General features: G+C 68.6%; 21 protein-coding genes and 1 riboswitch. Of the genes, 3 read left to right on the forward strand and 18 right to left on the reverse strand.

Annotated features, from left to right (window positions below; all coding sequences use genetic code 11):
• Positions 1–45: 45 nt before the first annotated feature.
• The 14 genes from ACFCV3_RS11115 to dop all read right to left on the reverse strand — a co-directional run bounded on the left by ACFCV3_RS11115 (position 46) and on the right by dop (position 13,796).
• A complete protein-coding gene (locus ACFCV3_RS11115; protein WP_376028779.1) occupies positions 46–2,355 on the reverse strand; it encodes a sialidase family protein in 2,310 nt (769 codons plus the stop codon).
• Between the two features lie 102 nt (positions 2,356–2,457).
• Entirely contained in the window at positions 2,458–3,834 is a 1,377-nt protein-coding gene (gene der, locus ACFCV3_RS11120) for a ribosome biogenesis GTPase Der (RefSeq protein ID WP_376028781.1), read from the reverse strand.
• Complete coding sequence (locus tag ACFCV3_RS11125) at positions 3,827–4,555, reverse strand: lysophospholipid acyltransferase family protein (RefSeq protein ID WP_376028783.1); 729 nt, start codon at positions 4,553–4,555, stop codon at positions 3,827–3,829. Before ACFCV3_RS11125 ends, der begins: the two co-directional genes overlap by 8 nt.
• On the reverse strand, positions 4,552–5,220 hold the full coding sequence (cmk, locus tag ACFCV3_RS11130; protein ID WP_376028786.1) for a (d)CMP kinase: 669 nt from the start codon (positions 5,218–5,220) through the stop codon (positions 4,552–4,554). The genes ACFCV3_RS11125 and cmk overlap by 4 nt, the downstream gene beginning before the upstream one ends.
• A gap of 249 nt (positions 5,221–5,469) precedes the next feature.
• A complete protein-coding gene (locus ACFCV3_RS11135) occupies positions 5,470–6,534 on the reverse strand; it encodes a prephenate dehydrogenase (protein ID WP_376028787.1) in 1,065 nt (354 codons plus the stop codon).
• The gene (aroH, locus tag ACFCV3_RS11140; protein WP_376028789.1) at positions 6,531–6,914 is read right to left on the reverse strand and encodes a chorismate mutase; all 384 of its coding nucleotides are present in this window, start codon (positions 6,912–6,914) and stop codon (positions 6,531–6,533) included. The genes ACFCV3_RS11135 and aroH overlap by 4 nt, the downstream gene beginning before the upstream one ends.
• Before the next feature lie 26 nt (positions 6,915–6,940).
• Entirely contained in the window at positions 6,941–7,813 is an 873-nt protein-coding gene (locus ACFCV3_RS11145) for a bifunctional 5,10-methylenetetrahydrofolate dehydrogenase/5,10-methenyltetrahydrofolate cyclohydrolase (RefSeq protein WP_376028792.1), read from the reverse strand.
• A gap of 23 nt (positions 7,814–7,836) precedes the next feature.
• A riboswitch (ZMP/ZTP riboswitch) is annotated at positions 7,837–7,944 on the reverse strand.
• Between the two features lie 70 nt (positions 7,945–8,014).
• Entirely contained in the window at positions 8,015–8,401 is a 387-nt protein-coding gene (locus ACFCV3_RS11150) for a peptidase inhibitor family I36 protein (RefSeq protein WP_376028794.1), read from the reverse strand.
• 24 nt (positions 8,402–8,425) lie between these two features.
• Positions 8,426–9,265 (reverse strand): hypothetical protein, encoded by an 840-nt coding sequence (locus ACFCV3_RS11155; protein WP_376028796.1) that lies wholly within the window; start codon positions 9,263–9,265, stop codon positions 8,426–8,428.
• A 218-nt stretch (positions 9,266–9,483) separates the two neighbouring features.
• Positions 9,484–10,101: an NUDIX hydrolase gene (locus ACFCV3_RS11160; protein WP_376028798.1), complete on the reverse strand. Its 618-nt coding sequence runs from the start codon at positions 10,099–10,101 to the stop codon at positions 9,484–9,486.
• On the reverse strand, positions 10,098–10,949 hold the full coding sequence (prcA, locus tag ACFCV3_RS11165; protein ID WP_376028801.1) for a proteasome subunit alpha: 852 nt from the start codon (positions 10,947–10,949) through the stop codon (positions 10,098–10,100). The genes ACFCV3_RS11160 and prcA overlap by 4 nt, the downstream gene beginning before the upstream one ends.
• A gap of 197 nt (positions 10,950–11,146) precedes the next feature.
• Positions 11,147–11,989, reverse strand: a complete 843-nt coding sequence (gene prcB / locus ACFCV3_RS11170; RefSeq protein ID WP_376028804.1) for a proteasome subunit beta — start codon at positions 11,987–11,989, stop codon at positions 11,147–11,149.
• 8 nt (positions 11,990–11,997) lie between these two features.
• Positions 11,998–12,207 carry a ubiquitin-like protein Pup gene (locus tag ACFCV3_RS11175; RefSeq protein ID WP_376028807.1) on the reverse strand — a complete coding sequence of 70 codons (210 nt, stop codon included), beginning with the start codon at positions 12,205–12,207 and terminating at the stop codon, positions 11,998–12,000.
• A gap of 68 nt (positions 12,208–12,275) precedes the next feature.
• A complete protein-coding gene (gene dop / locus ACFCV3_RS11180) occupies positions 12,276–13,796 on the reverse strand; it encodes a depupylase/deamidase Dop (RefSeq protein WP_376028808.1) in 1,521 nt (506 codons plus the stop codon).
• A gap of 81 nt (positions 13,797–13,877) precedes the next feature.
• On the opposite strand from dop, the gene ACFCV3_RS11185 reads away from it, so the two are divergent.
• From ACFCV3_RS11185 to ACFCV3_RS11195, 3 genes are all read left to right on the forward strand, one after another.
• Positions 13,878–14,369, forward strand: a complete 492-nt coding sequence (locus ACFCV3_RS11185; RefSeq protein WP_376030358.1) for an NUDIX hydrolase — start codon at positions 13,878–13,880, stop codon at positions 14,367–14,369.
• 83 nt (positions 14,370–14,452) lie between these two features.
• Entirely contained in the window at positions 14,453–15,073 is a 621-nt protein-coding gene (locus ACFCV3_RS11190; RefSeq protein WP_376028810.1) for an RNA polymerase sigma factor, read from the forward strand.
• Positions 15,070–15,888, forward strand: coding sequence for a hypothetical protein (locus ACFCV3_RS11195; RefSeq protein ID WP_376028812.1), 819 nt, complete (start codon positions 15,070–15,072; stop codon positions 15,886–15,888). The genes ACFCV3_RS11190 and ACFCV3_RS11195 overlap by 4 nt, the downstream gene beginning before the upstream one ends.
• Here the strand turns inward: ACFCV3_RS11195 and ACFCV3_RS11200 are convergent.
• From ACFCV3_RS11200 to ACFCV3_RS11215, 4 genes are all read right to left on the reverse strand, one after another.
• Positions 15,883–16,218, reverse strand: a complete 336-nt coding sequence (locus tag ACFCV3_RS11200) for a hypothetical protein (protein WP_376028815.1) — start codon at positions 16,216–16,218, stop codon at positions 15,883–15,885. The two genes, ACFCV3_RS11195 and ACFCV3_RS11200, sit on opposite strands and share 6 nt — an antisense overlap.
• Before the next feature lie 193 nt (positions 16,219–16,411).
• Positions 16,412–18,157, reverse strand: coding sequence for a proteasome ATPase (arc, locus tag ACFCV3_RS11205; RefSeq protein WP_376028817.1), 1,746 nt, complete (start codon positions 18,155–18,157; stop codon positions 16,412–16,414).
• Between the two features lie 69 nt (positions 18,158–18,226).
• On the reverse strand, positions 18,227–19,183 hold the full coding sequence (locus tag ACFCV3_RS11210) for a tRNA (adenine-N1)-methyltransferase (RefSeq protein WP_376028820.1): 957 nt from the start codon (positions 19,181–19,183) through the stop codon (positions 18,227–18,229).
• Between the two features lie 49 nt (positions 19,184–19,232).
• Entirely contained in the window at positions 19,233–20,387 is a 1,155-nt protein-coding gene (locus tag ACFCV3_RS11215; RefSeq protein WP_376028823.1) for a site-2 protease family protein, read from the reverse strand.
• Between the last annotated feature and the right edge of the window lie 26 nt (positions 20,388–20,413).

Below are 20,413 nucleotides of genomic sequence, written 5' to 3' on the forward strand. Positions count from 1 at the left end.
TCCGTAGAACCGGACAGGGAAACCTTACATCATCTTTCGGGGTGGTTATGAACGGGGTGGGAGGGTGATGGTTCGGGACCAGATGGCGGCGGTTGGGGGTTTGTTGACGGACCAGTTGGCGCCTCGGTCGCCGAAGGCCAGGAGGGTGTTGGGGGCGGTGGGGACGAGGCTGCCGTTGGCGCTGTTGCGGTAGTCGATGTAGGTGGGTGGGGACCAGGTGTGGCCGCTGCCGTCGTCGGAGATCATGACGGACTGGCCGGGGCGGCCGTAGTAGAGGACCAGGCGGTTGTCGGGCATCAGGACCAGGCTCGGGTAGACGCCGATGGTGGGGACGCCGTTCGAGGACTTGAGGACGGTGGGGGTGGTCCAGGTGCGGCCGTTGTCGGTGGAGCGGGCGACGTACATGTTCAGGTACCAGCCGGTGCGCATGACGGCGAGCAGGGAGCCGTCGGCGACGCGCTGGATGCCGGCTTCGCAGAAGCCTTCGCCGGGCTGGGTTCCGTTGTAGGCGACGGTTCCCTGGGTCGACCAGTTCAGGCCGCTGTCGGTGGAGCGCAGGATCAGCTGGCGGTAGCGGGTGTCGCCGTCGTAGTAGCCGTACGCCGAGAGGTACATGGTGCCGTCCGGATCCTCGATCACGCTGTGCACGAGGACGAAGCCGCCCATTGTGCGGCCGGGCCGGCTGGTGGTTGAGCTGATCGGCTTCATGGTCTGCGGTGTCGTCATCGCACCGACCCGCACCGGACCCCAGGTCTTGCCGCCGTCGTGCGAGATCTTGGTTTCCACGTCGGCACTGCGATTCCCGGCGCGCATGAAGGTGTGGTACGAGAGCGCGAGTACGTCGCCGTTCCGCAGCGTCGAGAGGTTGTACGACTGCTCGTTCGGGAACGGGTTGCGCGCATCCTCACGTCGCCAACTGGTGCCCTGGTCGGCCGATGTGGCGAAGCGGGTGCCGGTGCTGTTGGTTGCGTCGGCGTGGGCGGCGTACGTGACGAGGGCCTCGGAGCCGGTGTTCGCCGACGCGTGCGGCATCTGCAGCAGCGAACCGTTCGCCTGCTCGATCGTCACGGGCTGACCGACAGAGATCGCTGCCGGCGGCTGTGCGGCGGGAGCGGTCAGCCCGGAGATGTCGTCGAAGAACACCTCGTCCCCCGCTGGTGCGGTGCCGTTGCTGGACAGGTCGAAGCCGGTGATGTCGGTGACCCGCCGCATCCCCCACGGTCCCCCGGCCAGCTGCCGGACGCCGTTCACGGTGAGCTGGACCTCTTCCTGGTCGGACGCCACCCGGACGCCCAGCTGGTTCCAAGCCCCGACCCGTACAGCGCCTGGTGGGCTCACGGTCGTCCAGGCAGCGCCGTCGTACCAGCGCAGGCTGCCATCCGACTGGATCGCGAGATGGAACACCACCTGCTCCCCCGCCTGACCCTCGAAGTGACCGCGCAGGGACACGAGAAACCCGTTCTCGAGCGCCGCGGGGTAGGCCGCGATCTTGAGATCGATGCCGCGCTGGGGAACGGAGGGGCACGAGATCACGTTCTGGAGAGTCGTGGCCCGGTCGTTGATCTGGAGAGAGCGCTCTCCGCTGAACGCGCGGAGATCGCTCACGACCGCGGCCGCCTTACCCGCCGGCGTGAAACACCCAGCCGGTACGGCGCCCACCGCTTCGGACTCGAATCCGCGGCCCGCCGTCGTCTGCACGTCGTCGAAGAAGACCCGGTCCCCCTCCGGCACCGTCCCGTTGCTCCCGAACTGGTAGCTACTCAGCTCGAGGACACCCGCCGACCCGGCGCGGGACGCAGCACCAACCGACTGCCCGCCCACGAACACCTGTGCCGACTGGGATCCGGCCTCGATCCGAACGTTGCTCCAGGCCCCTATCGGCACCGTCCCGGCCGCGGCGAACGGCGTCCAGCGGGTGCCGTCGTACCACTGGATCGAGCCGCTCGGCAGCACGTTCAGGTGATAGATCGTCCCGGCCGCACCGCCTTGCCAGCGGCCGTTCAGGCTCACCAGAAACCCGTTCTGGAGAGTCGCCGGGTACACGGAGAACGAGAGCGCCGTACTCGGCGCGGGATCGAGCGGGCACACGACCACGGTGTGCGACGCTCCAGAAACGTCGTTCACGAGCAGAGAACGCTGACTCTCGTGAACGCCGCGTTCTCCGCTGACGACCGCGGCTCCCTTTCCGGCGGGCGTCGTACAGCCGGATGGCACACCGCCGACCGGTTCGACCTCGTAGGCCCGGACGACCCCAACAGGTTCGGCAGCCGCCGAAGTCGCCGGGACAGCGGCAAGTGGCGCAGCCACCAGGGCAAGAGCGAGCGCGAGCTGTCCGCGTTTGAAAGGGCTGAGCACGGGCGGCCTCCGAGGAGCGTGTCGAGGACACGCAGCCTGCCGGAGGCCCTACCCGCTCGCTATCTGTTCGAGACCCATCAAATGGTCTCCAGCAAAACGGTCTTAGCGCTTCTGCTTCTTCCGGGGCCGGATCTGGACGTGCACCGGGCTGCCGACGAAGCCGAAGTCCTCGCGCAGCCGGCGCTCGATGAACCGCTGGTACGACGGCTCGATCGCGCCGGAGGTGAAGATCGCGAAGGTCGGAGGCATCGTGGTCGCCTGCGTGCCGAACAGGATCTTCGGCTGCTTGCCGGACCGCACGGGGTGCGGGTGGGCCGCCACCAGCCGGCCGAGGAACGCGTTCAGCTGACCGGTCGGGACGCGCGTCTGCCAGCCCTCGAGCGCAGCCTCGATCGCCGGGACCAGCTTCTCCATGTGCCGCCCGGTCAGCGCGCTGATGTTCACCCGCGGCGCCCAGCGGAACTGAACCAGGTCCCGGTCGATCTCCTTCTCCAGGTAGTACCGCCGGTCCTCGTCGACCAGGTCCCACTTGTTGTAGGCGATGACGAGGGCCTTGCCGGCCTCCTCGACCGAGTTCATGATCCGGATGTCCTGCTCGGTCATCGGCTCGGACGCGTCGACCACCACGACCACGACCTCGGCCCGCTCGATCGCGGCGTTGGTCCGCAGGGAGGCGTAGTACTCGTGGCCCTGGACGTTCTTGACCTTGCGCCGGATACCGGCGGTGTCGATGAACCGCCACTCCTTGCCGACGAGCGTGATCAGCTCGTCGACCGGGTCGACCGTCGTCCCGGCGACGTCGCTGACGACGACTCGGTCCTCCTTGGCGACCTTGTTCAGCAGCGAGGACTTGCCGACGTTCGGCTTGCCGACGATCGCGATCCGGCGCGGGCCACCGGCCGCGGCATCGCGCTCCGGCGGTGCCTCGGGCAGTGCGGCCAGAACGGCGTCGAGCATGTCACCGGTCCCCCGGCCGTGCATGGCCGAGATCGGGAACGGCTCACCGATGCCGAGACCCCACAGGTTCATCGCCTCGGACTCGACCCGCTGGTCGTCGACCTTGTTGGCCGCGAGCACGACCGGCTTACCGGACTTGCGCAGCACCCGGACGACGGCCTCGTCGGCGTCGGTGATGCCGACGGTCGCGTCGACCACGAACAGCACCGCGTCGGCCGCGTTGATCGCGACCTCGGCCTGGGCGGCCACCAGCGCGGCCATCCCGACCGCGTCCGGGTCCCAGCCGCCGGTGTCGACGACGGTGAAGCTTCGGCCGGCCCAGTCGGCGTCGTACGAGACGCGGTCCCGGGTGACCCCCGGGGTGTCCTCGACGACGGCCTCGCGGCGGCCGATGATGCGGTTGACGAGCGTGGACTTGCCCACATTCGGCCGGCCGACGATGGCGAGCACGGGCAGCGGACCGGAGTCCTCCGCGTCGTGCGTCGGCTCGGCGAAGTCGTAGCCCGTGGGCAGGTCAGTCATCAGGGTCCTTCTTGTCTGGCGCACCCGGGAGCGGGTGACCGGTGGCTGCGACGGCGGCCTTGATATGGGCACGCAGCATGTCGCCGATCTGGTCGGCAACCGCCCGTACGTCGGAGTGCCGCCTAGGAAAGGATACGCGGTCGATCGGGAACGGTTCGCCGTACACCACGTCCACGCGGCTCCCAGCGGGCGGAAAACCCTCGATATCGCCCCCCGGCAGCCTCGTCCCGAGCAGGGCCACCGGCAGGATCGGAGCCCCGGTGACCATCGCCAGGTACGCCGTACCGAGCCGGATCCGGCTGAAATCCCCCGTCCCGCGGGTCCCTTCCGGGTAGATGTTCAGCACCCGCCCGTCCCGCAGGACCTTGATCGACTGCCGGATCGCGAGCGGGTCGTACGACGTACGGTCGATCGGAATCTGGCCGATCCGGCGCAGGAACAGCCCCTGCAGGCCGCCGAACGCCTCGATCTTGCCGAGCTGGTGCAGCATCCGGGGCGCGGTCGCACCCAGTAACGGCCCGTCGAGCAGGCTCAGATGGTTCGGCGTCATCAGCACCGGCCCGGTCCGCGGGAACAGCTCCTCGTGATGCACCCGCAGGTCGTACTTACGCGCGAAGTACCGGCTCGCCACCGCCCGCACCGGCACAGCCAGCCGATACGGCAGCCGGGGCAGATCGTCGGTGAGCGGTAGGTCTCGCTGCCTCGTGATTTCGGCTGTCACTCCGTAGAGGCCTCCTTGGCGAGTCTGCTGATCACGTCGATGACCTCCTCCAGGGAAAGATCGGTGGAGTCGATGGTGACTGCGCCGTCGGACGCGACCTGGAACTCCGCCACGGTCGAGTCGTCCGCGTCCCGGCGGACGATCTGGTCGCGCAACTGCTCCGCGGTGACCGAACCGACGGCCAGCTCGGCGCCGCGCCGGGCCAGCCGGGCCTCCTGATCCGCGGTCAGCAGCACCTTCAGCTCGGCGTCGGTGGCGACCACGGTCGCGATGTCGCGGCCCTCGACCACGATCCCGCCGCTGGGCTGGGCGGCGTCGATGATCTCGCGCTGCCGCCGGATCAGCTCCTTGCGGACGTCCAGATTGGTCGCGATCTTGCTGACCCGCTCACTGATCCGCGGCTCCCGGATCGCCGCGGTGATGTCGCTCCCGTCGGCGATCACGAACTGGTTCAGCGGGTCGGTGCTGAGCTCGAGCCGCAGCTCGCGCGCCCGCTGCGCGACCGCGGCGGTGTCGTCCAGGTCCAGCCCGTGCTCGATCGCGGACCACGTCACCGCCCGGTACGTCGCTCCGGTGTCCAGGAACCGCAGCCCCAGCCGGTCGGCCACGCCCCGAGCGGTACTCGACTTACCGGACCCGCTCGGCCCGTCCACAGCGATGATCATGACCCGAGAATATCCGTCGCCAGGGACATCCCTCGACCACGGTCGTGCATATGTGAAACCTGCAGGAACGGCCGCTCGGCCCCGTACGTCGCCCAGCCCTCGATCTCGCACGCGATCGGAGCGCCGGAGCCGGAGCTCGGGACCGCGCGCGCAGTCACCGGCTCCTAGGTCGGCGAGCGGTATAGGGAGAGCCGGGCTCTGCGGTGAATCACGCGGAGCGACTGCGAGGTTCCAGCAGGGGCGGGGTGGCTAGCGGTGGACGACCCAGCCTCGGGCGGTGAGGGTGGCGACTAGTTGGTCGTCGGAGCCGGGTTTGACGAGGAGTTCGACCTCGCCGACGGGGCGGCCGGGGCTGTGGTCGATGCGGAGGTCTTCGACGTTGGCGCCGGAGGCGGCGGCGTCGTTGAAGAGGCGGGCGAGCTGGCCGGGGCGGTCGGGGATGGTGACCAGGACGCTGACCAGTTCGATGTGCGGGGTGCCGTGTTTGCCGGGGACGCGGATGGCGCCCGAGACGCCACGGGCTAGCACCGAGGTGAGTTCGTCGCCGGCTTCTTCTTTGCCTAGGGCAACCAGGACGCGGTCGAGTTCGTCGCGGATCTGTTCGAGCAGGCCGGTCAGGGCGGCGGAGTTGGCGGAGACGATCTGGGTCCACAGGCCGGGGTCGCCGGCGGCGATCCGGGTGACGTCGCGGACGCCTTGGCCGGACAGTTGCAGGTGTGAGTTCGGGGCGTCGACGAGAGTGCCGGCGGCCAGGGACGACATCAGTTGCGGCAGGTGTGAGACCCGCGCAACCGCAAGGTCGTGGTCCTCGACGGACAGCTCGACCGTCCGCGCGCCACAAGCCTCGGCCAGGCAACGAACAAGCTCAACCGCTTCAGGTGAGCTGGACGAGTGCGGCGTGATCGCCCAGGTAGCCCCGTCGAACAGATCCGCGCGCGCGGCCAACGGGCCGTTGCGCTCCGAACCTGCCATCGGGTGACTGCCGACGTACCGGGTCAGGTCGGTGGACAGGAGCCGAGCATCCGTCAGCGGCTTGGACTTCACGCTCGCCGCGTCGGTGACGACCGCGTCGGTCTGGGCGAGCTGCTCGGCGATCACCGCTCCGACGTGATCCGGCGGTACGGCGACCACCACCAACTGCGGCTCGATCTGCACGAGCCGTGATCCCGCGCCGATGCGCTCGGCCATCAACGCGTTGTCCGGGTTCGCGTCGACCAGCTCAACGACCACCCCCAACCGCGCGAGGGCGAGACCGATCGACGTACCGATGAGGCCCGCACCGACGATGCGGACCGGGCCGCGCAATTCGGTCACTGGGCGCCTGTCAGGTCGGGACGGAGCGCCGACGCACCGTGCAGGTAGACGTGCTGGATCTTGTCGCGGGAACGCTCGGTCTCGGTGTGCACCATCATCCGGACCACCCGCGGTAGCGCGTGCGGTACGTCGATCTCCTGCATGCACATCAGCGGTACGTCGGTCAGCCCGATCTGCCGGCCGGCCACGGCCGGGAACTCGGCGTGCAGGTCCGGCGTGACGGTGAACAGGATGCTGATCAGATCGGCACTGTCCAGATCGTTCGCCTCCAGGACCGCCTTCACCAGCTCCGCGGACCGCTCGAGCAGATGCTCGCGCTCGTCCACGTCCAGCTGGGTGGCTCCCCGGATCGCCCGCACCGCCACGTCACGCCTCCTCATCGAACTTACTTCACAACGTAGACAGCCTAGGCCAGACCGGCCACGGACTGGACAGCCGTCTCGGATTGCGCTGCAGCGGCGTCGACCGTCTGCTCCAGCAGCAGCGCGATGGTCATCGGCCCGACCCCGCCCGGCACCGGAGTGATCAGGCGCGCCACCGCGCTCGCCTCCTCGAAGTGGACGTCGCCCACGTTGCCTTCGTTGTATCCGGCATCGATCACGACCGCGCCCGGCTTCAGCCAGTCGCCGCGGACGAAGTTCGCCTTGCCGACCGCGGCAACCACGATGTCCGCCGTCCGGACGATCTCGGGCAGGCCGACGGTCCGCGAGTGGGTGTAGGTCACGGTCGCATCCGATGCCAGCAGCAACATCCCGGCCGGCTTGCCGAGGATCGGGCTGCGGCCGATCACGACCGCGTGCGCTCCGGCAATCGGTACGTCGTACGCCTCGAGCAGCCGCAGGATCCCACCCGGCGTACAGGACCGGAACCCGGGCTCACCGAACGCCATCGCCGCGAACGCGTGCATGGTCACCCCGTCGACGTCCTTGGCCGGATCGATCGCCTCGAACGCAGCACGCTCGTCGATGTGCCCCGGAACCGGGTGCTGCAGCAGGATCCCGTGCACCTCGGGGTCGTCCGACAGCTTGGTCAGCTCGGCGACCAGCTCGGCGGTGGTGGTCTCGGCCGGCAGTACGACGCTGCGCGAGCCGATCCCGGCCTTCTTGCTGCGGTTCTGCTTCATCCGCACGTACGTCGCGGACGCGGGATCGTCACCGACCAGCACAGTCGCCAGACACGGCTGCACGCCGGTGGATTCGCGCAGCTTCTCGGCGCGGGCGGCGGCGTTCGTCACCATCTCGGCAGCGAGATCGGTCCCGATCATCAGTTCGGCGGTCATGCGCACACTCCTCCGGGCATCGATTCGAGTGCCCAGGCGCGCGACAAGGCCGGAACCTGCCCGGCGGCCGGATCGTCCGGCAGACCGCTCCCCGGTGGTACCCCACCTCAACGCCAGTCGCGGTCCGGGGACGAGTTTACCTGCCGGCAGGCAGAAGCCCTGCTCCCCCGGAGGAGAGCAGGGCTCCTTCACCTCAGCTGATCAGCAGCCGCTGGTCCACACGTGCGAGTCGTAGTCGTTGTCGTCCATGTTGACGTCGATCGTCTCGCCGCGGTCCATGCAGAAGGCGAACCCGCCGTGATTGACGTCGTAGTAGATCGCGACGACGTCCTCACTCGCCGGGGTGCCGTTGTTGAACATCGACTCGGCGTCGTCGTGCATGTTGTTGTCACCCCACCAGCTGTCGTCGCCCTCCCAGCTGGCCAGGGTGCCCTTGTAGTTGTCGTCCGCCCAGGCGCAGAAGTGGCTCCGCGGGCAGTCGCCCAGATCGGTCGTCGCGGCCTGGGCCGAGGTCGTCGGGACCAGGATGCCGAGTACGGCGAGGGTGGTGAAGGCTGCCGTCTTCGCGGCGGTGAGTCTCACCATCATGATTCCTATCTCTGTGAGGGGTGACTATCGCTTCCCCAGGACCGCAACGGCCCGGGGCAGTGCGGACCGCTCCAGGGCGTCGAGATCCTGGAGCTCCCGCCGATGTTCGGCGGTGATCTTGGCGAGGTGTTCGGCCTCGAGTTCGCGCAGCGCCCGGCCCGCGGGGGTGGTCGTGGCGCAGGTCGCCTCGGCGACGGCGGTGTCGCGCCCGGTCCCGCGATCCTTCGCAAGGCCGCGGAGTTGCCCGGGGTTGTCGACGGGATAGCCGCGGTCCCGCATGCAGTCGCTCCACTGCTTCATCGCTGTGCTGAAGCGGGCATCGTCGCGGACATCGGCATAGACGGCGAAGATCAGCTTGTCGGACGTTCGCCGTACGACGAACCAGCGCGGCAGGTCGCCGTAAAGCTCACGCCGGGCCTCCGCGATGCAGCCTCGGTCGCTGGCGGACAGACGCGGACCACTGGGCAGCTCGACGGACAGTTGCTTGCCCTGGCCCAGCAGTGTCCGGGCGTACTGTGCGTGCCGTTCGTCGGACAGTGAGTCCAGGTACGGATCCGGTCGCTTCTGGGCCGGCCGGTCGTAACCGTTGGTCCGGGCCCAGGCGATGTCGTCGATCAGGAACGGGAACCTGCGATCGATGGAAACGGCCGGCAGCGCCTGCTCGTCGTACCGGAAACCGGCCGCCGTCATGCACTTGCTGATGAGACGTTCTTCAGCCTGGTGCAGCAGAGCCTTCTGCTCGGTGCTGACAGGTGCCGGCGCTGCCGCCGAGCTCGTGTCGCGGGACCTGAGCTGGACTCCGACGGCGACTCCGGCAGTCACCAGGATCGCGATCCCCAGACCAAAGAAACGCTTGATTGGCATAGCGACGATCCTCGGCCACACGAGCCGTCTTCACGACCGTTTCGACCGTGGCCGAAGGCGCTCCGGGCCGAGCAGCGCGAGTCACGCGGCCGTGATAGTAGACCAATCGGGGACAGGAAGAACGGGTGTGAACAGGAAATGGTGGGCTCGAACAAGTCATAACCTGTTCAAACCCACGGCGAGGTGTCTACGCCCCCACGAACTGGCCGGGGCGAGGGCTAGAGCAGGCCCGCGTGGTCCAGGGCCAGGTAGGCGGCGTCGGTGCCGGTCATCCCACCGGGGGTGCGGAGCTCGGCGCGGAACTCGTCGACCGTCAGCTCGACGGGGACGCAGTCCTCGGCCTCGTCCAGGTCCTGCTTGCCGTCTGGACGGCAGCCGCGGGCGATCGCGACGTACTTGCGGAACATCGACGAGGTGCCGGCCCAGAGCCAGCCGACGATCTCGATGCTGTCGCAGGTGTAGCCGGTTTCCTCTTCCAGCTCGCGGGCTCCGCCGGCTGCCGGATCCTCGCCGGGCTCGATGAGGCCGCCCGGGAGGTTGGTGACCACGGTGTCCGGGCCGGGGCGGAACATCCGGATCGTGACGATCCGCCCGTCCGGGGTCAGCGGCAGGACTGTGACTCCGCGGGCGATTCCGTCGGCGGACTCGGGTCCGGTGACGTCCCATTCGACCTCGTGCCCGTTCGGCATCCGGTACTGGCGGACCTTCACTGTGAGGAACCGCTGGTAGGCGACCTTCTCCCCCAGCAACTCCCAGGGCTCCGGGTCGGCGGCCCGAGACGACGCAGCCGCCACATCGGAGGAGGTGGCGGCTGCGTCGATGATTCGGTCCGTCACAGGGGACGACTGTCGTCGGGCTCCTCCGGCGGAGCGATCGGCGCCTCGTCGTCGGCCGACGACGGCGCTGCCGACGAGGTGTCCGTCCCGGCAGCCGGGGGCTTCGCCGGTTCGTCGGCCTCGACGGCCGCCTCGATGTCGGCGGCCGGGTGCGACTCCGACAGGATCCGGGCCAGCGTCTCCTCGGAGATCCGCTTGAACTTCCGGACCTGGGTCCGGGTCCGGTCCAGTACGGCGACCTCCAGCTGGTCGGAGGTCAGCTCGCGGGGCTCGTTGCTGTCGTGGCCGAGGGCGTCGACGGCGAGCCGGAGGGCCCCGGCCAGCGAGATCCCCTCCTGGTAGTGCTCGCCGACGTACTCCGCGACCTGCTCGGCCTGGCCGCCCATCACCGCGTACCCCCGGACGTCGGCGATCGAGCCGTCGTAGGTGAGCCGGTAGATCTGGTCGTCGGACGGGGCAGCACCGATCTCGGCGACCAGGATCTCCACCTCGAGCGGCTTCTCACCGCCGGAGGAGAAGATCGCGCCGAGGGTCTGCGCGTACGCGTTGGCCAGGGCCCTGCCGGTGACGTCGCGCCGGTCGTAGGAGTACCCGCGCATGTCCGCCAGCCGGACGCCGGCGATCCGCAGGTTCTCGAACTCGTTGTAGCGGCCGACCGCGGCGAACGCCATCCGGTCGTAGATCTCGGCGACCTTGTGCAGTGCGGGTGAGCGGTTCTCGGCGACGAACAGGATGCCGTCGGCATACTGCAGCGCGATCGCGCTGCGGCCCTTGGCGATGCCCTTCCGGGCGAAGTCCGCCCGGTCGCGCATCAGCTGTTCGGGTGAGACGTAGAACGGCGTGCTCATCGAAGGTGTCGTCCTCTATCGTCGATGGGGATCAGGGGGTGTTGTGGAGCTTCAGGCCGTAGCGAGGAGGTGCCCGGTGCGGTGGCTCGGCGTGCGGGGGCGAAGGGTTCGATGCGGAGCATCGTGCCCTTTGCACCCGTGCGGCGAGATGCCGTGCCGGGTGCCCCGCAGTAGGGCTGGAGCTCCACAACACCCCCTCAGGTCAGGGACGCCGTGGCGGGGCCGTCGGGGCGCTCGTGGCGCTGCGCCCAGGCCGCGTCGACCAGGGTGGCGACCTCGTCCTCGGGCAACCGCTGGTAGCCGTCCGCGGTGACCACACCGACCACCGGGAAGATCCGCCGCAGCATGTCCGGGCCGCCGGTCGCCGAGTCGTCGTCGGCGGCGTCGATCAGCGACTGGATCGCCACCGTCGCGCAGTCGGTCGCGGACAGGTCCTCGCGGTACAGCTTCTTCAGCGAGCCCCGGGCGAACAGCGAGCCCGAGCCGACACTGTGGAAGTGGGTCTCCTCGTACCGGCCGCCGGTGGCGTCGTAGGAGAAGATCCGCCCGCCCTTGCGGTCGTGGTCGTAGCCCGCGAACAGCGGCACCACGGCCAGGCCCTGCATCGCCATCGCCAGGTTGCCCCGGATCAGCGCGCTCAGCCGGTTGGACTTGCCGTCCAGGCTGAGCACGGTGCCCTCGAGCTTCTCGTAGTGCTCGAGCTCGACCTGGAACAGCCGGACCATCTCGATCCCGAACCCGGCCGATCCCGCGAACGCGACCGCCGAGTACTCATCGGCCGGGAACACCTTCTCGATGTCCCGCGACGCGATGATGTTGCCCATCGTGGCCCGCCGGTCGCCGGCCATCAGCACGCCACCCGCGAAGGTGGCCGCGACGATCGTCGTACCGTGCGGGACCTGGTCGGAGAAGTCGGCCTGCCCCAGGCTGCGCCGTCCGGGCAGCAGGTCGGGCGCGTGCCCGGCCAGGAAGTCCATGAACGACGAGCCACCTGGGGTCAGGAAGGCTTCCGGCAACCGGCCGGAGGCATCAAATGTCATCGAGCGGTTCACTCCCCACCCTTTTGGACGAACCCGCGGACGAACTCCTCGGCGTTCTCCTCGAGCACCTCGTCGATCTCGTCGAGGATCGAGTCGACGTCCTCGTCGAGCCGTTCCTTGCGCTCGGCCACATCTTCCGACGTGGCCGACTGCTCGACCTCTTCCTCGGTCGTCGAACGCTTCGGCTGCTTGTGCTGCTGCCCGCCGTCCTTCGCCATCGCACACACCTCCTAGAACCGCAGTGGAGAAGACGCCCAACCGCTTCTCCGTGCTTCTAAGAGCGACCCTACCCGGCGGCACCCCCAGTAATGGTGCGAACCAGGTCACTTGCGGTGTCGCACTGGTCCAGAAGGGCACCGACATGGGCCTTCGTGCCGCGCAGCGGGTCCAGGGTCGGGATCCGCTGGAGCGACTCCTTGCCCGGCAGATCGAAGATCACCGAGTCCCAGGAGGCGGCCGCGACCTGCGGTGCGTACTGCTGCATACAGCGGCCGCGGAAGTAGGCGCGGGTGTCGGTCGGCGGGTGCGAGACCGCCATCCGGATCTCCTCGTCGGACACGATCCGCTGCATCCGGCCGGACTTCACGAGTTTGTGGTACAGGCCCTTGTCCGGACGAAGGTCGGCGTACTGCAGGTCGACCAGGTGCAGCTTCGGGTCGTCCCACTGCAGGCCGTCGCGGTCGCGATAGGACTGCAGCAGTTTGTACTTCGCCACCCAGTCGAGCTGGTCGGACAGCTTCATCGGGTCGATGGCGAGCTGGTCGAGGACCTGCTCCCAGCGGTGCAGCACGTCCTTGGTCTGCCGGTCCGCGTCGTCGCCGTACTTGTCCTCGACGTACTTGCGGGCCTGCTCCAGGTACTCCGTCTGCAGCTGGATCGCGGTCAGCTTGCGACCGTCCTTGAGCGTCATCAGGTGCGTGCAGGTCGGGTCGTGGCTGACCTCGTGCAGCGCGGTGACCGGGCGGTCGACCCCGAGGTCGTCGGTCAGCCAGCCGTCCTCGATCATCGCCAGCACCAGCGACGTCGTCCCGACCTTCAGGTACGTCGAGATCTCGGACAGGTTCGCGTCGCCGATGATCACGTGCAGCCGCCGGTAGCGGTCCGGATTCGCGTGCGGCTCGTCGCGGGTGTTGATGATCGGCCGCTTGAGCGTCGTCTCCAGGCCCACCTCGACCTCGAAGTAGTCGGCCCGCTGGCTGATCTGGAACCCGTTCGTGCCGCCGTCCTGACCGATCCCGACCCGGCCGGCGCCGGTGACGACCTGGCGGCTGACGAAGAACGGTGTCAGGTGCCGCACGATCGCGGCGAACGGCGTCGACCGGCGCATCAGGTAGTTCTCGTGCGACCCGTACGACGCGCCCTTGTTGTCGGTGTTGTTCTTGTAGAGGTTCAGCTGCGGGGCACCGGGGATCTGCCGGGCCTGCCGCGCGCCCTCCATGATGACGAGCTCACCGGCCTTGTCCCAGACCACCACGTCCCGCGGGTTGGTGCACTCGGGCGCCGAGTACTCGGGGTGTGCGTGGTCGACGTACAGCCGGGCGCCGTTGGTGAGGATCACGTTGGCCAGGCCGGTCTCCTCGTCGGTGAGCTGGCTGGAGTCGGCCACCTCCCGGCTCAGGTCGAAGCCGCGCGCGTCCCGCAGTGGGTGCTCCTCGTCGAAGTCCCACCGGGTCTTGCGCGCCAGTGGCTGCGTCTGGGCGTAGCCGTTCACCACCTGGCTCGAGGTCAGCATCGGGTTGGCCCCGGGCTGGCCGGGCACCGAGATGCCGAACTCGGTCTCGGTCCCCATAATGCGCCGCACACTCATGCCTCCGAGCCTACGCGGTTGCGCCCGCAAATCGGGGTGCTTGGTCCCCGGGCGCCGTGTGAGACTGCCCGAGTGGACGAAATGGTGGCGATTCTCAGCGCCGGCAACGCGGTCATCGGCGCCCAGCCCCGCTCCGTGATGCGCCGCGACAACCTGCGCCACGCCGCAACCGGCGTACTCGTCCGGAATCCGGCCGGCGACATCTACGTACACCGCCGGACCGCCACCAAGGACGTCTACCCGTCGTACTACGACTTCATGGCCGGCGGCGTCGTGGCGGCCGGTGAGGACCCGTACGACGCAGTGGTGCGCGAACTGGCCGAGGAACTCGGGATCAGCGGCGTCGAGCTGGTGAAGCTGCCGGAAGGTGATTACGCGGATGACAACACGACGTACCACGCCTATCTCTACAGCTGCGTCTGGGACGGCCCGATCCAGCACCAGCCATCGGAGGTCGCGTGGGGCGCCTGGATGTCCCCGGCCGAGCTGATCGCGAAGCTGGACGACCCCTCGTGGCCGGTGATGCCGGACACCGCCGCCCTGATCGGCCCACTGGTGAGGTCGTTCCGATGAAGATCAACCGGGACGAAGGTCTCGCCGGGGTGCTGGCCCGGCTCTGATGCAACCATCGGCAGGGGCACCGGTCACAGACAGGTGTGAAGATCATCCTGACCGACGAGACGGAGCCCGTGATGGCGTCACCGGCCTCGGATCACGAGTTGTGGAGCCGCCTGTGCGACGGTGACCAGGAGGCGCTCGGCGAACTGTTCGACCGGCATGCGGACGCGGTGCATGCGTTCGCGTTCCGTCGAACAGCGTCCTGGGCGACCGCCGAGGACGTCGTCCAGGCCACGTTCCTCAACACGTGGCGACGTTTCCAGCGCACTCCGCCCGGCCCGTTGACGAGCTCCAGCGCTCGGGGCTGGCTGCTGGTGGTCGCCTCGAACGAATGCCGCACGCTGGCCCGTACGGCGGCTCGCTTCCGCAACCTCCTGGACCGGCTCCCCGACCCCACGCACGCAGGCGACCATGCCGGGAACGTCATCCAGCGGCTCGACGACGAACGCCGGATGTCGCAGGTGCGCCGAGCAGTCGACAAGCTCCCCCGCCACGAGCGCGACACGCTTGAGCTGGTCGTCTGGGCCGGCCTCACCCAGGCCGAGGCCGCCGACGCGCTCGGGGTGCCGATCGGCACTGTCAAAGCGCGACTTCACCGCACTCGCCGGCGCTTCCCCGAGCTGATGAGCCGGGACAGCTTCCTGGAGGACATGTCATGACTGTTCGAACCGACCCTCCGCGCGTGCCCCCGCTGTCACCGCAGCAGCACTCCCGCCTGCGCCGGCAGGTGATGGCCAAGGCCCGGCCGGCCCGTCGTACGGCGGCCGGCCGCTGGGTACCCGCGATCGCCGTGGCGGCCGTGGCAGCTGTCACCGCCGGTGCCGTCGCGATCGGCGGGATGACCGGACCCGCCGCTCCCCCTGCCGGCTCCAGCCCGACGCGCAGTATCCAGCCGCCAACTCCGCTACCGCTTCGCGACTTCGTCGTACCGACCGAAGTCGACCTCGGTCCCTATCCCACGGCCGCGTCGATCGCGTCGACAGCGTGCCTGATCGAGAAAGGCACGACCGAGGTCGTCTGGGCGCGATACGTCCTGGACAGCACCGCGGGCAGCCGGACTTCCATCCTGCTGGTGCGGCGCCCGGCCGATGGCGAGCCCAACGACGGCTACCACCAACGGATGGCCGTCTGCGTGCCCTACTCGCTCAACAACCCGATCCCGGACAGCGACTGGGACCGCCGCCCGACAGCTGCCCAGGGCCTGGCGATCCTCACCACCGGCGCGTTCGAAACTCCGGTGACGGGCGCTACTCAGTTCTGGCGGATCTATCGGGCGGTGCCCGAGATCGCACGGGTCGAGAGCCGCTACGTCTGGCAGGGCGGTGCCGGGCCCTGGACGAAGGGCGTCGTGGCCGACGGGTTCGCCTACACCGACACCAGGGCGAAGTACGGCGGCAAGTCACCGGCCGGGCTGAAGGCGCAGATTCGCGCCTTCGACGCCGCCGGGAACGCCGTACCGGTCAACCCTTCATAACCGGCGGCGGCTCACCGAGCGGGCGAGGTTGATACCGACCAGGCCTGCCCAGCTGACCACGACGCCGAACGGGCCGATCATGTCGGCGGCGATCGCGGTGATCGGGATCGCCGCGACGATCGAGACGATCGCCAGGGCCAGGCCACCCGGGTCCTTCTCACGGCTCGGGTAGGCCGGCGGCTGGACCGGTTCAGGGAGCGCGGTCGCGCGGCGCTGGGCGTCGAGCCGCTCCAGGAAGCCTTCGATGATCTCTGCTTCGTACTCCGGCCCCAGCTCCTGCCGAGCGGCCACCGCAGCCCGCAGGTCCTTACGCACATCCTCCGTCGCCATACCACTCACGGTATGACCGCCCTGCGCCTGAAGGTATCGGGGAAAGCCCCGAGCGGCCCCTAGCGCGCCGACGTCCGCCCGGCACCAAGGGGGTGCGGGTGGCGAAGCCCCCGCTCGCCGCACAACACGACGAAGGCGACATGGTCCGCGCGGTTCGCGGACACACGTCGCCCATCGCCTTCGTACGTCGTACTTACAGGTACTGGCCGGTGTTCGTTGCGGTGTCGATCGAACGGCCGGGCTCGGTGCCCTGCTTGCCGGAGATGAGTGTGCGGATGTAGACGATCCGCTCGCCCTTCTTGCCGGAGATGCGGGCCCAGTCGTCGGGGTTGGTCGTGTTCGGGAGGTCTTCGTTCTCCTTGAACTCGTCGACACACGCCTGCAGCAGGTGCTGCACCCGCAGGCCCTTCTGGTTCTCGTCCAGGTAGGCCTTGATCGCCATCTTCTTGGCCCGGTCGACGATGTTCTGGATCATCGCGCCGGAGTTGAAGTCCTTGAAGTACAGGACCTCCTTGTCACCGTTGGCGTACGTCACTTCGAGGAACCGGTTCTCGTCGGCCTCGGTGTACATCCGCTCGACGGTGCGCTGGATCATCCCGTTCACACACGAGGCCCGGTCGCCGCCGAACTCACTGAGGTCGTCGGCGTGCAGCGGCAGCGTGGTGGTCAGGTACTTCGAGAAGATGTCCCGGGCCGCCTCGGCGTCGGGGCGCTCGATCTTGATCTTCACGTCCAGCCGGCCCGGCCGCAGGATCGCCGGGTCGATCATGTCCTCGCGGTTCGAGGCACCGATGACCAGGACGTTCTCCAGGCCCTCGACACCGTCGATCTCACTGAGCAGCTGCGGGACGATGGTGTTCTCGACGTCGGAGGAGACACCGGATCCGCGGGTGCGGAACAGCGAGTCCATCTCGTCGAAGAACACGATCACCGGCATCCCCTCGGATGCCTTCTCCCGGGCCCGCTGGAAGACCAGGCGGATGTGCCGCTCGGTCTCACCGACGTACTTGTTCAGCAGCTCGGGACCCTTGATGTTCAGGAAGAACGACTTCTGCTCGGCCACCCCGGTCCGCTCGGCGACCTTCTTGGCCAGCGAGTTCGCCACCGCTTTCGCGATCAGCGTCTTGCCGCAGCCGGGTGGGCCGTAGAGCAGCACGCCCTTCGGCGGCTTGAGCTCGTGCTCGAGGAACAGGTCCTTGTGCAGGTAGGGCAGCTCGACCGCGTCCCGGATCGCCTCGATCTGGCCGGCCAGGCCACCGATCTGGGTGTAGTCGATGTCCGGGACCTCTTCGAGGACCAGCTCCTCGACCTCGGACTTCGGGATCTTCTCGTACACATAGCCGGAGCGGGGCTCCAGCAGCAGCGAGTCGCCGGTGCGCAGCGCGATGTCGAGCAGCGGCGAGGCGAGCCGGACGACCCGTTCCTCGTCGGCCTGCGCGATCACCAGTGCCCGCTCGCCGTCGGCCAGCAGTTCCTTCAGCATCACCACGTCGCCCACGACCTCGAAGTCGCAGGCCTCGACCACGTTCAGCGCCTCGTTCAGCATCAGTTCCTGGCCGAGCTTCAGCGCGTCCAGGTCGATCGACGGGCTGGCCGCCACCCGGAGCTTGCGGCCCCCGGTGAACACGTCCAGCGTGTCGTCGTCGTTGCGGCCGAGGAAGGTGCCGAATCCGGACGGCGGTTGCGCCAGCCGGTCGACCTCCTCCTTCAGGGCGATGATCTTCTCTCGCGCCTCCCGCAGCGTGTCGGCCAGCCGCTCGTTCTGAGCGGTGACACTCGCCAAGGAGGCCTGTGTTTCGGACAGCCTGCTTTCGAGCGACCGGCTGTCAGCCGGGTGCTCCAACAACCGACGCCGCAACGCTGCGACCTCGGCCTCCAGGTACCGGACCTGGTTACGCAGCTCTGCCGCGGTAGGACTCTCGTCTCCAGCCACGATCATCACCTCACCATGTGGGGCTCGACCCTATGGACCTTACCCAGAAAACCTCGCCGGGCAAGCTGAATCCCATCACGTGTCGGTTGCGGATGAACCTGTTGTTTCCGGCACATCTCCGGAACCGTCACCCCGACGGGGGCCTTGGTAGTCGTCGCCGTACGCGCCCGGTGCCGGCCGGCGCTTCTTCCGGGGTGCCTGAACCCCGTGCGCCATCCGTCGGGCGGTGACCAGAAAGGCGGTGTGACCTTGCATCCGGTGTCCCGGACGAACCGCCAGTCCCTCCACGTGCCAGTCTCGCACGAGTGACTCCCACGCGCGCGGCTCAGTGAATTCGCCGTGTGCCCGCAGCGTCTCCACAACCCGGCTCAGCTGGGTCGTGGTGGCGACGTACGCGCAGAACACCCCACCGGGGCTCAGGGCCCCTGCAGCGGCGTCCACGCACTCCCAGGGGGCCAGCATGTCCAGGATGATCCGGTCGACGTCCTGCTCGTTCAGGTTCTCGACCAGGTCACCGACCTCGAGCCGCCAGGCCGGGTGCTCGCCGCCGAAGAAACCGGCCACGTTCTTCCGCGCGACCTCGGCGAAATCCTCACGGCGCTCGAACGAGATGACCTGGCCGTGGATGCCGACGGCACGCAACAGCGCGGTGGTCAGGGCACCGGAACCGGCGCCGGCCTCGACCACCTTCGCGCCCGGGAAGATGTCGGCCATCGTGACGATCTGCGCGGTGTCCTTCGGGTAGATCACCGCGGCACCACGCGGCATCGAGACCGAGTAGTCGGCCATCAGCGGCCGCAGCGCGAGGTACTCGACGCCACCCTTGGAGCGGATCACGACGGCGTCCGGGCCGTCGATCAGCTCGTCGTGCTCGATACCGCCCTTGGTGGTGTGGAAAACCTTTCCACGCTCCAGGAACACCGAGTGCCGGCGGCCCTTGGAGTCCTGCAGGGTGATCCACTCCCCCGCCTGCAGCGGGCCGTGATGGACCCCGGAGTACGCCTGGTCGGGAAAGTCGCGCAAGTCAGCCATAAGGCGCTCACCTTAACTTTCGGTGACCCTCGCGCCGTAACCGAGGTGGTCAGCGCCCGCGGAAGGCCTGTTCGATATCGGCGGTCGCCAGTACGCCGTAGACGCTGCCGGCCGCGTCGAGGACCAGGTACTCCGAGGCGGGGTGCTCGCGGATCGTCTTCAGGATCTCCTCGCCGGTGTCGTTCACACCGATGATGTGGCCCGCGCCGATCCGGGTGGAAACCTCGCTCACCGTGGTCCACGGCCGCTGGTTCGGCGCGACTGCGGCGACTGCGCTCTCCGAGACCAGCGCGTGCGGCTTGCCGTCGCCGTCGATCACCACGACCGCACCGGCGTGTGCGTCGCCGGCCATCCGGACCGCTTCGGAGATCGGCGTACCGGTGTGCACCGCGATCGCGCGGCGGGCCATCGTGCGCACCTGAAGGGTCGGCAGCTTCTGGCGCAGCCGGGCCTGCATCAGCTGGGCGGTGGAGCCCATCCACAGGAAGAACCCGACCGCGAGGGCGATCAGGAAGTCGATCAGCGTCGGCTGCCGGCCGAAGATCTCCTCCAGCAGGACCGGCGCGGCCAGTACGAGGATCGCCAGGATCCGGCCGCCCCAGGCGGCCACGATGGTGCCGGTGTGCATGTTGCCGGTGATCTTCCAGACCAGCGCCCGCGCCACCCAACCGCCGTCCAGCGGGAGGCCGGGCAGCAGGTTGGTGACACCGACGATCAGGTTCGCGACCGCCAGCTGCCACAAGGCGATGTACGCGACACCATCGTCGACCGCGCGCGAGCCGACGTACGCCAGACCGCCGACCACCAGCGAGGCGATCGGCCCGACCACCGACACCGCGAACTCCTCGAACGGCGTCTTCCGCTCGCCCTCGATATGCGTACCCGCGGCGAAGAAACCGAGGTTGATCTCCGACACGCCGATCCCGAACCTCAGAGCCATCAGTGCGTGCGCCAGCTCGTGGATCAGGATCGACAGCGTGAACGCGACCACGAAGGCGAACGACGCGACGTAGCGCCAGGCGCCGATCTGCGGGAACTGCTGCCCGATCACCGCGGAGAACCCGAACGCCAGCAGCATCGCCACCGGCAGCCAGGTGAACCGCATGGTCAGCCGGATCCCACGGACACGACCGAGAACCCAGGTACCGGGCGGCGGTGGGCCGGCCGGCTGGGCGGGGCTCTGGGGATCACGCGACTCAGCCATCGCTCCAACGCTACTGGTCCAGCGGT

This window comes from Kribbella sp. NPDC056345, assembly GCF_042262745.1.
GTDB lineage: Bacteria > Actinomycetota > Actinomycetes > Propionibacteriales > Kribbellaceae > Kribbella.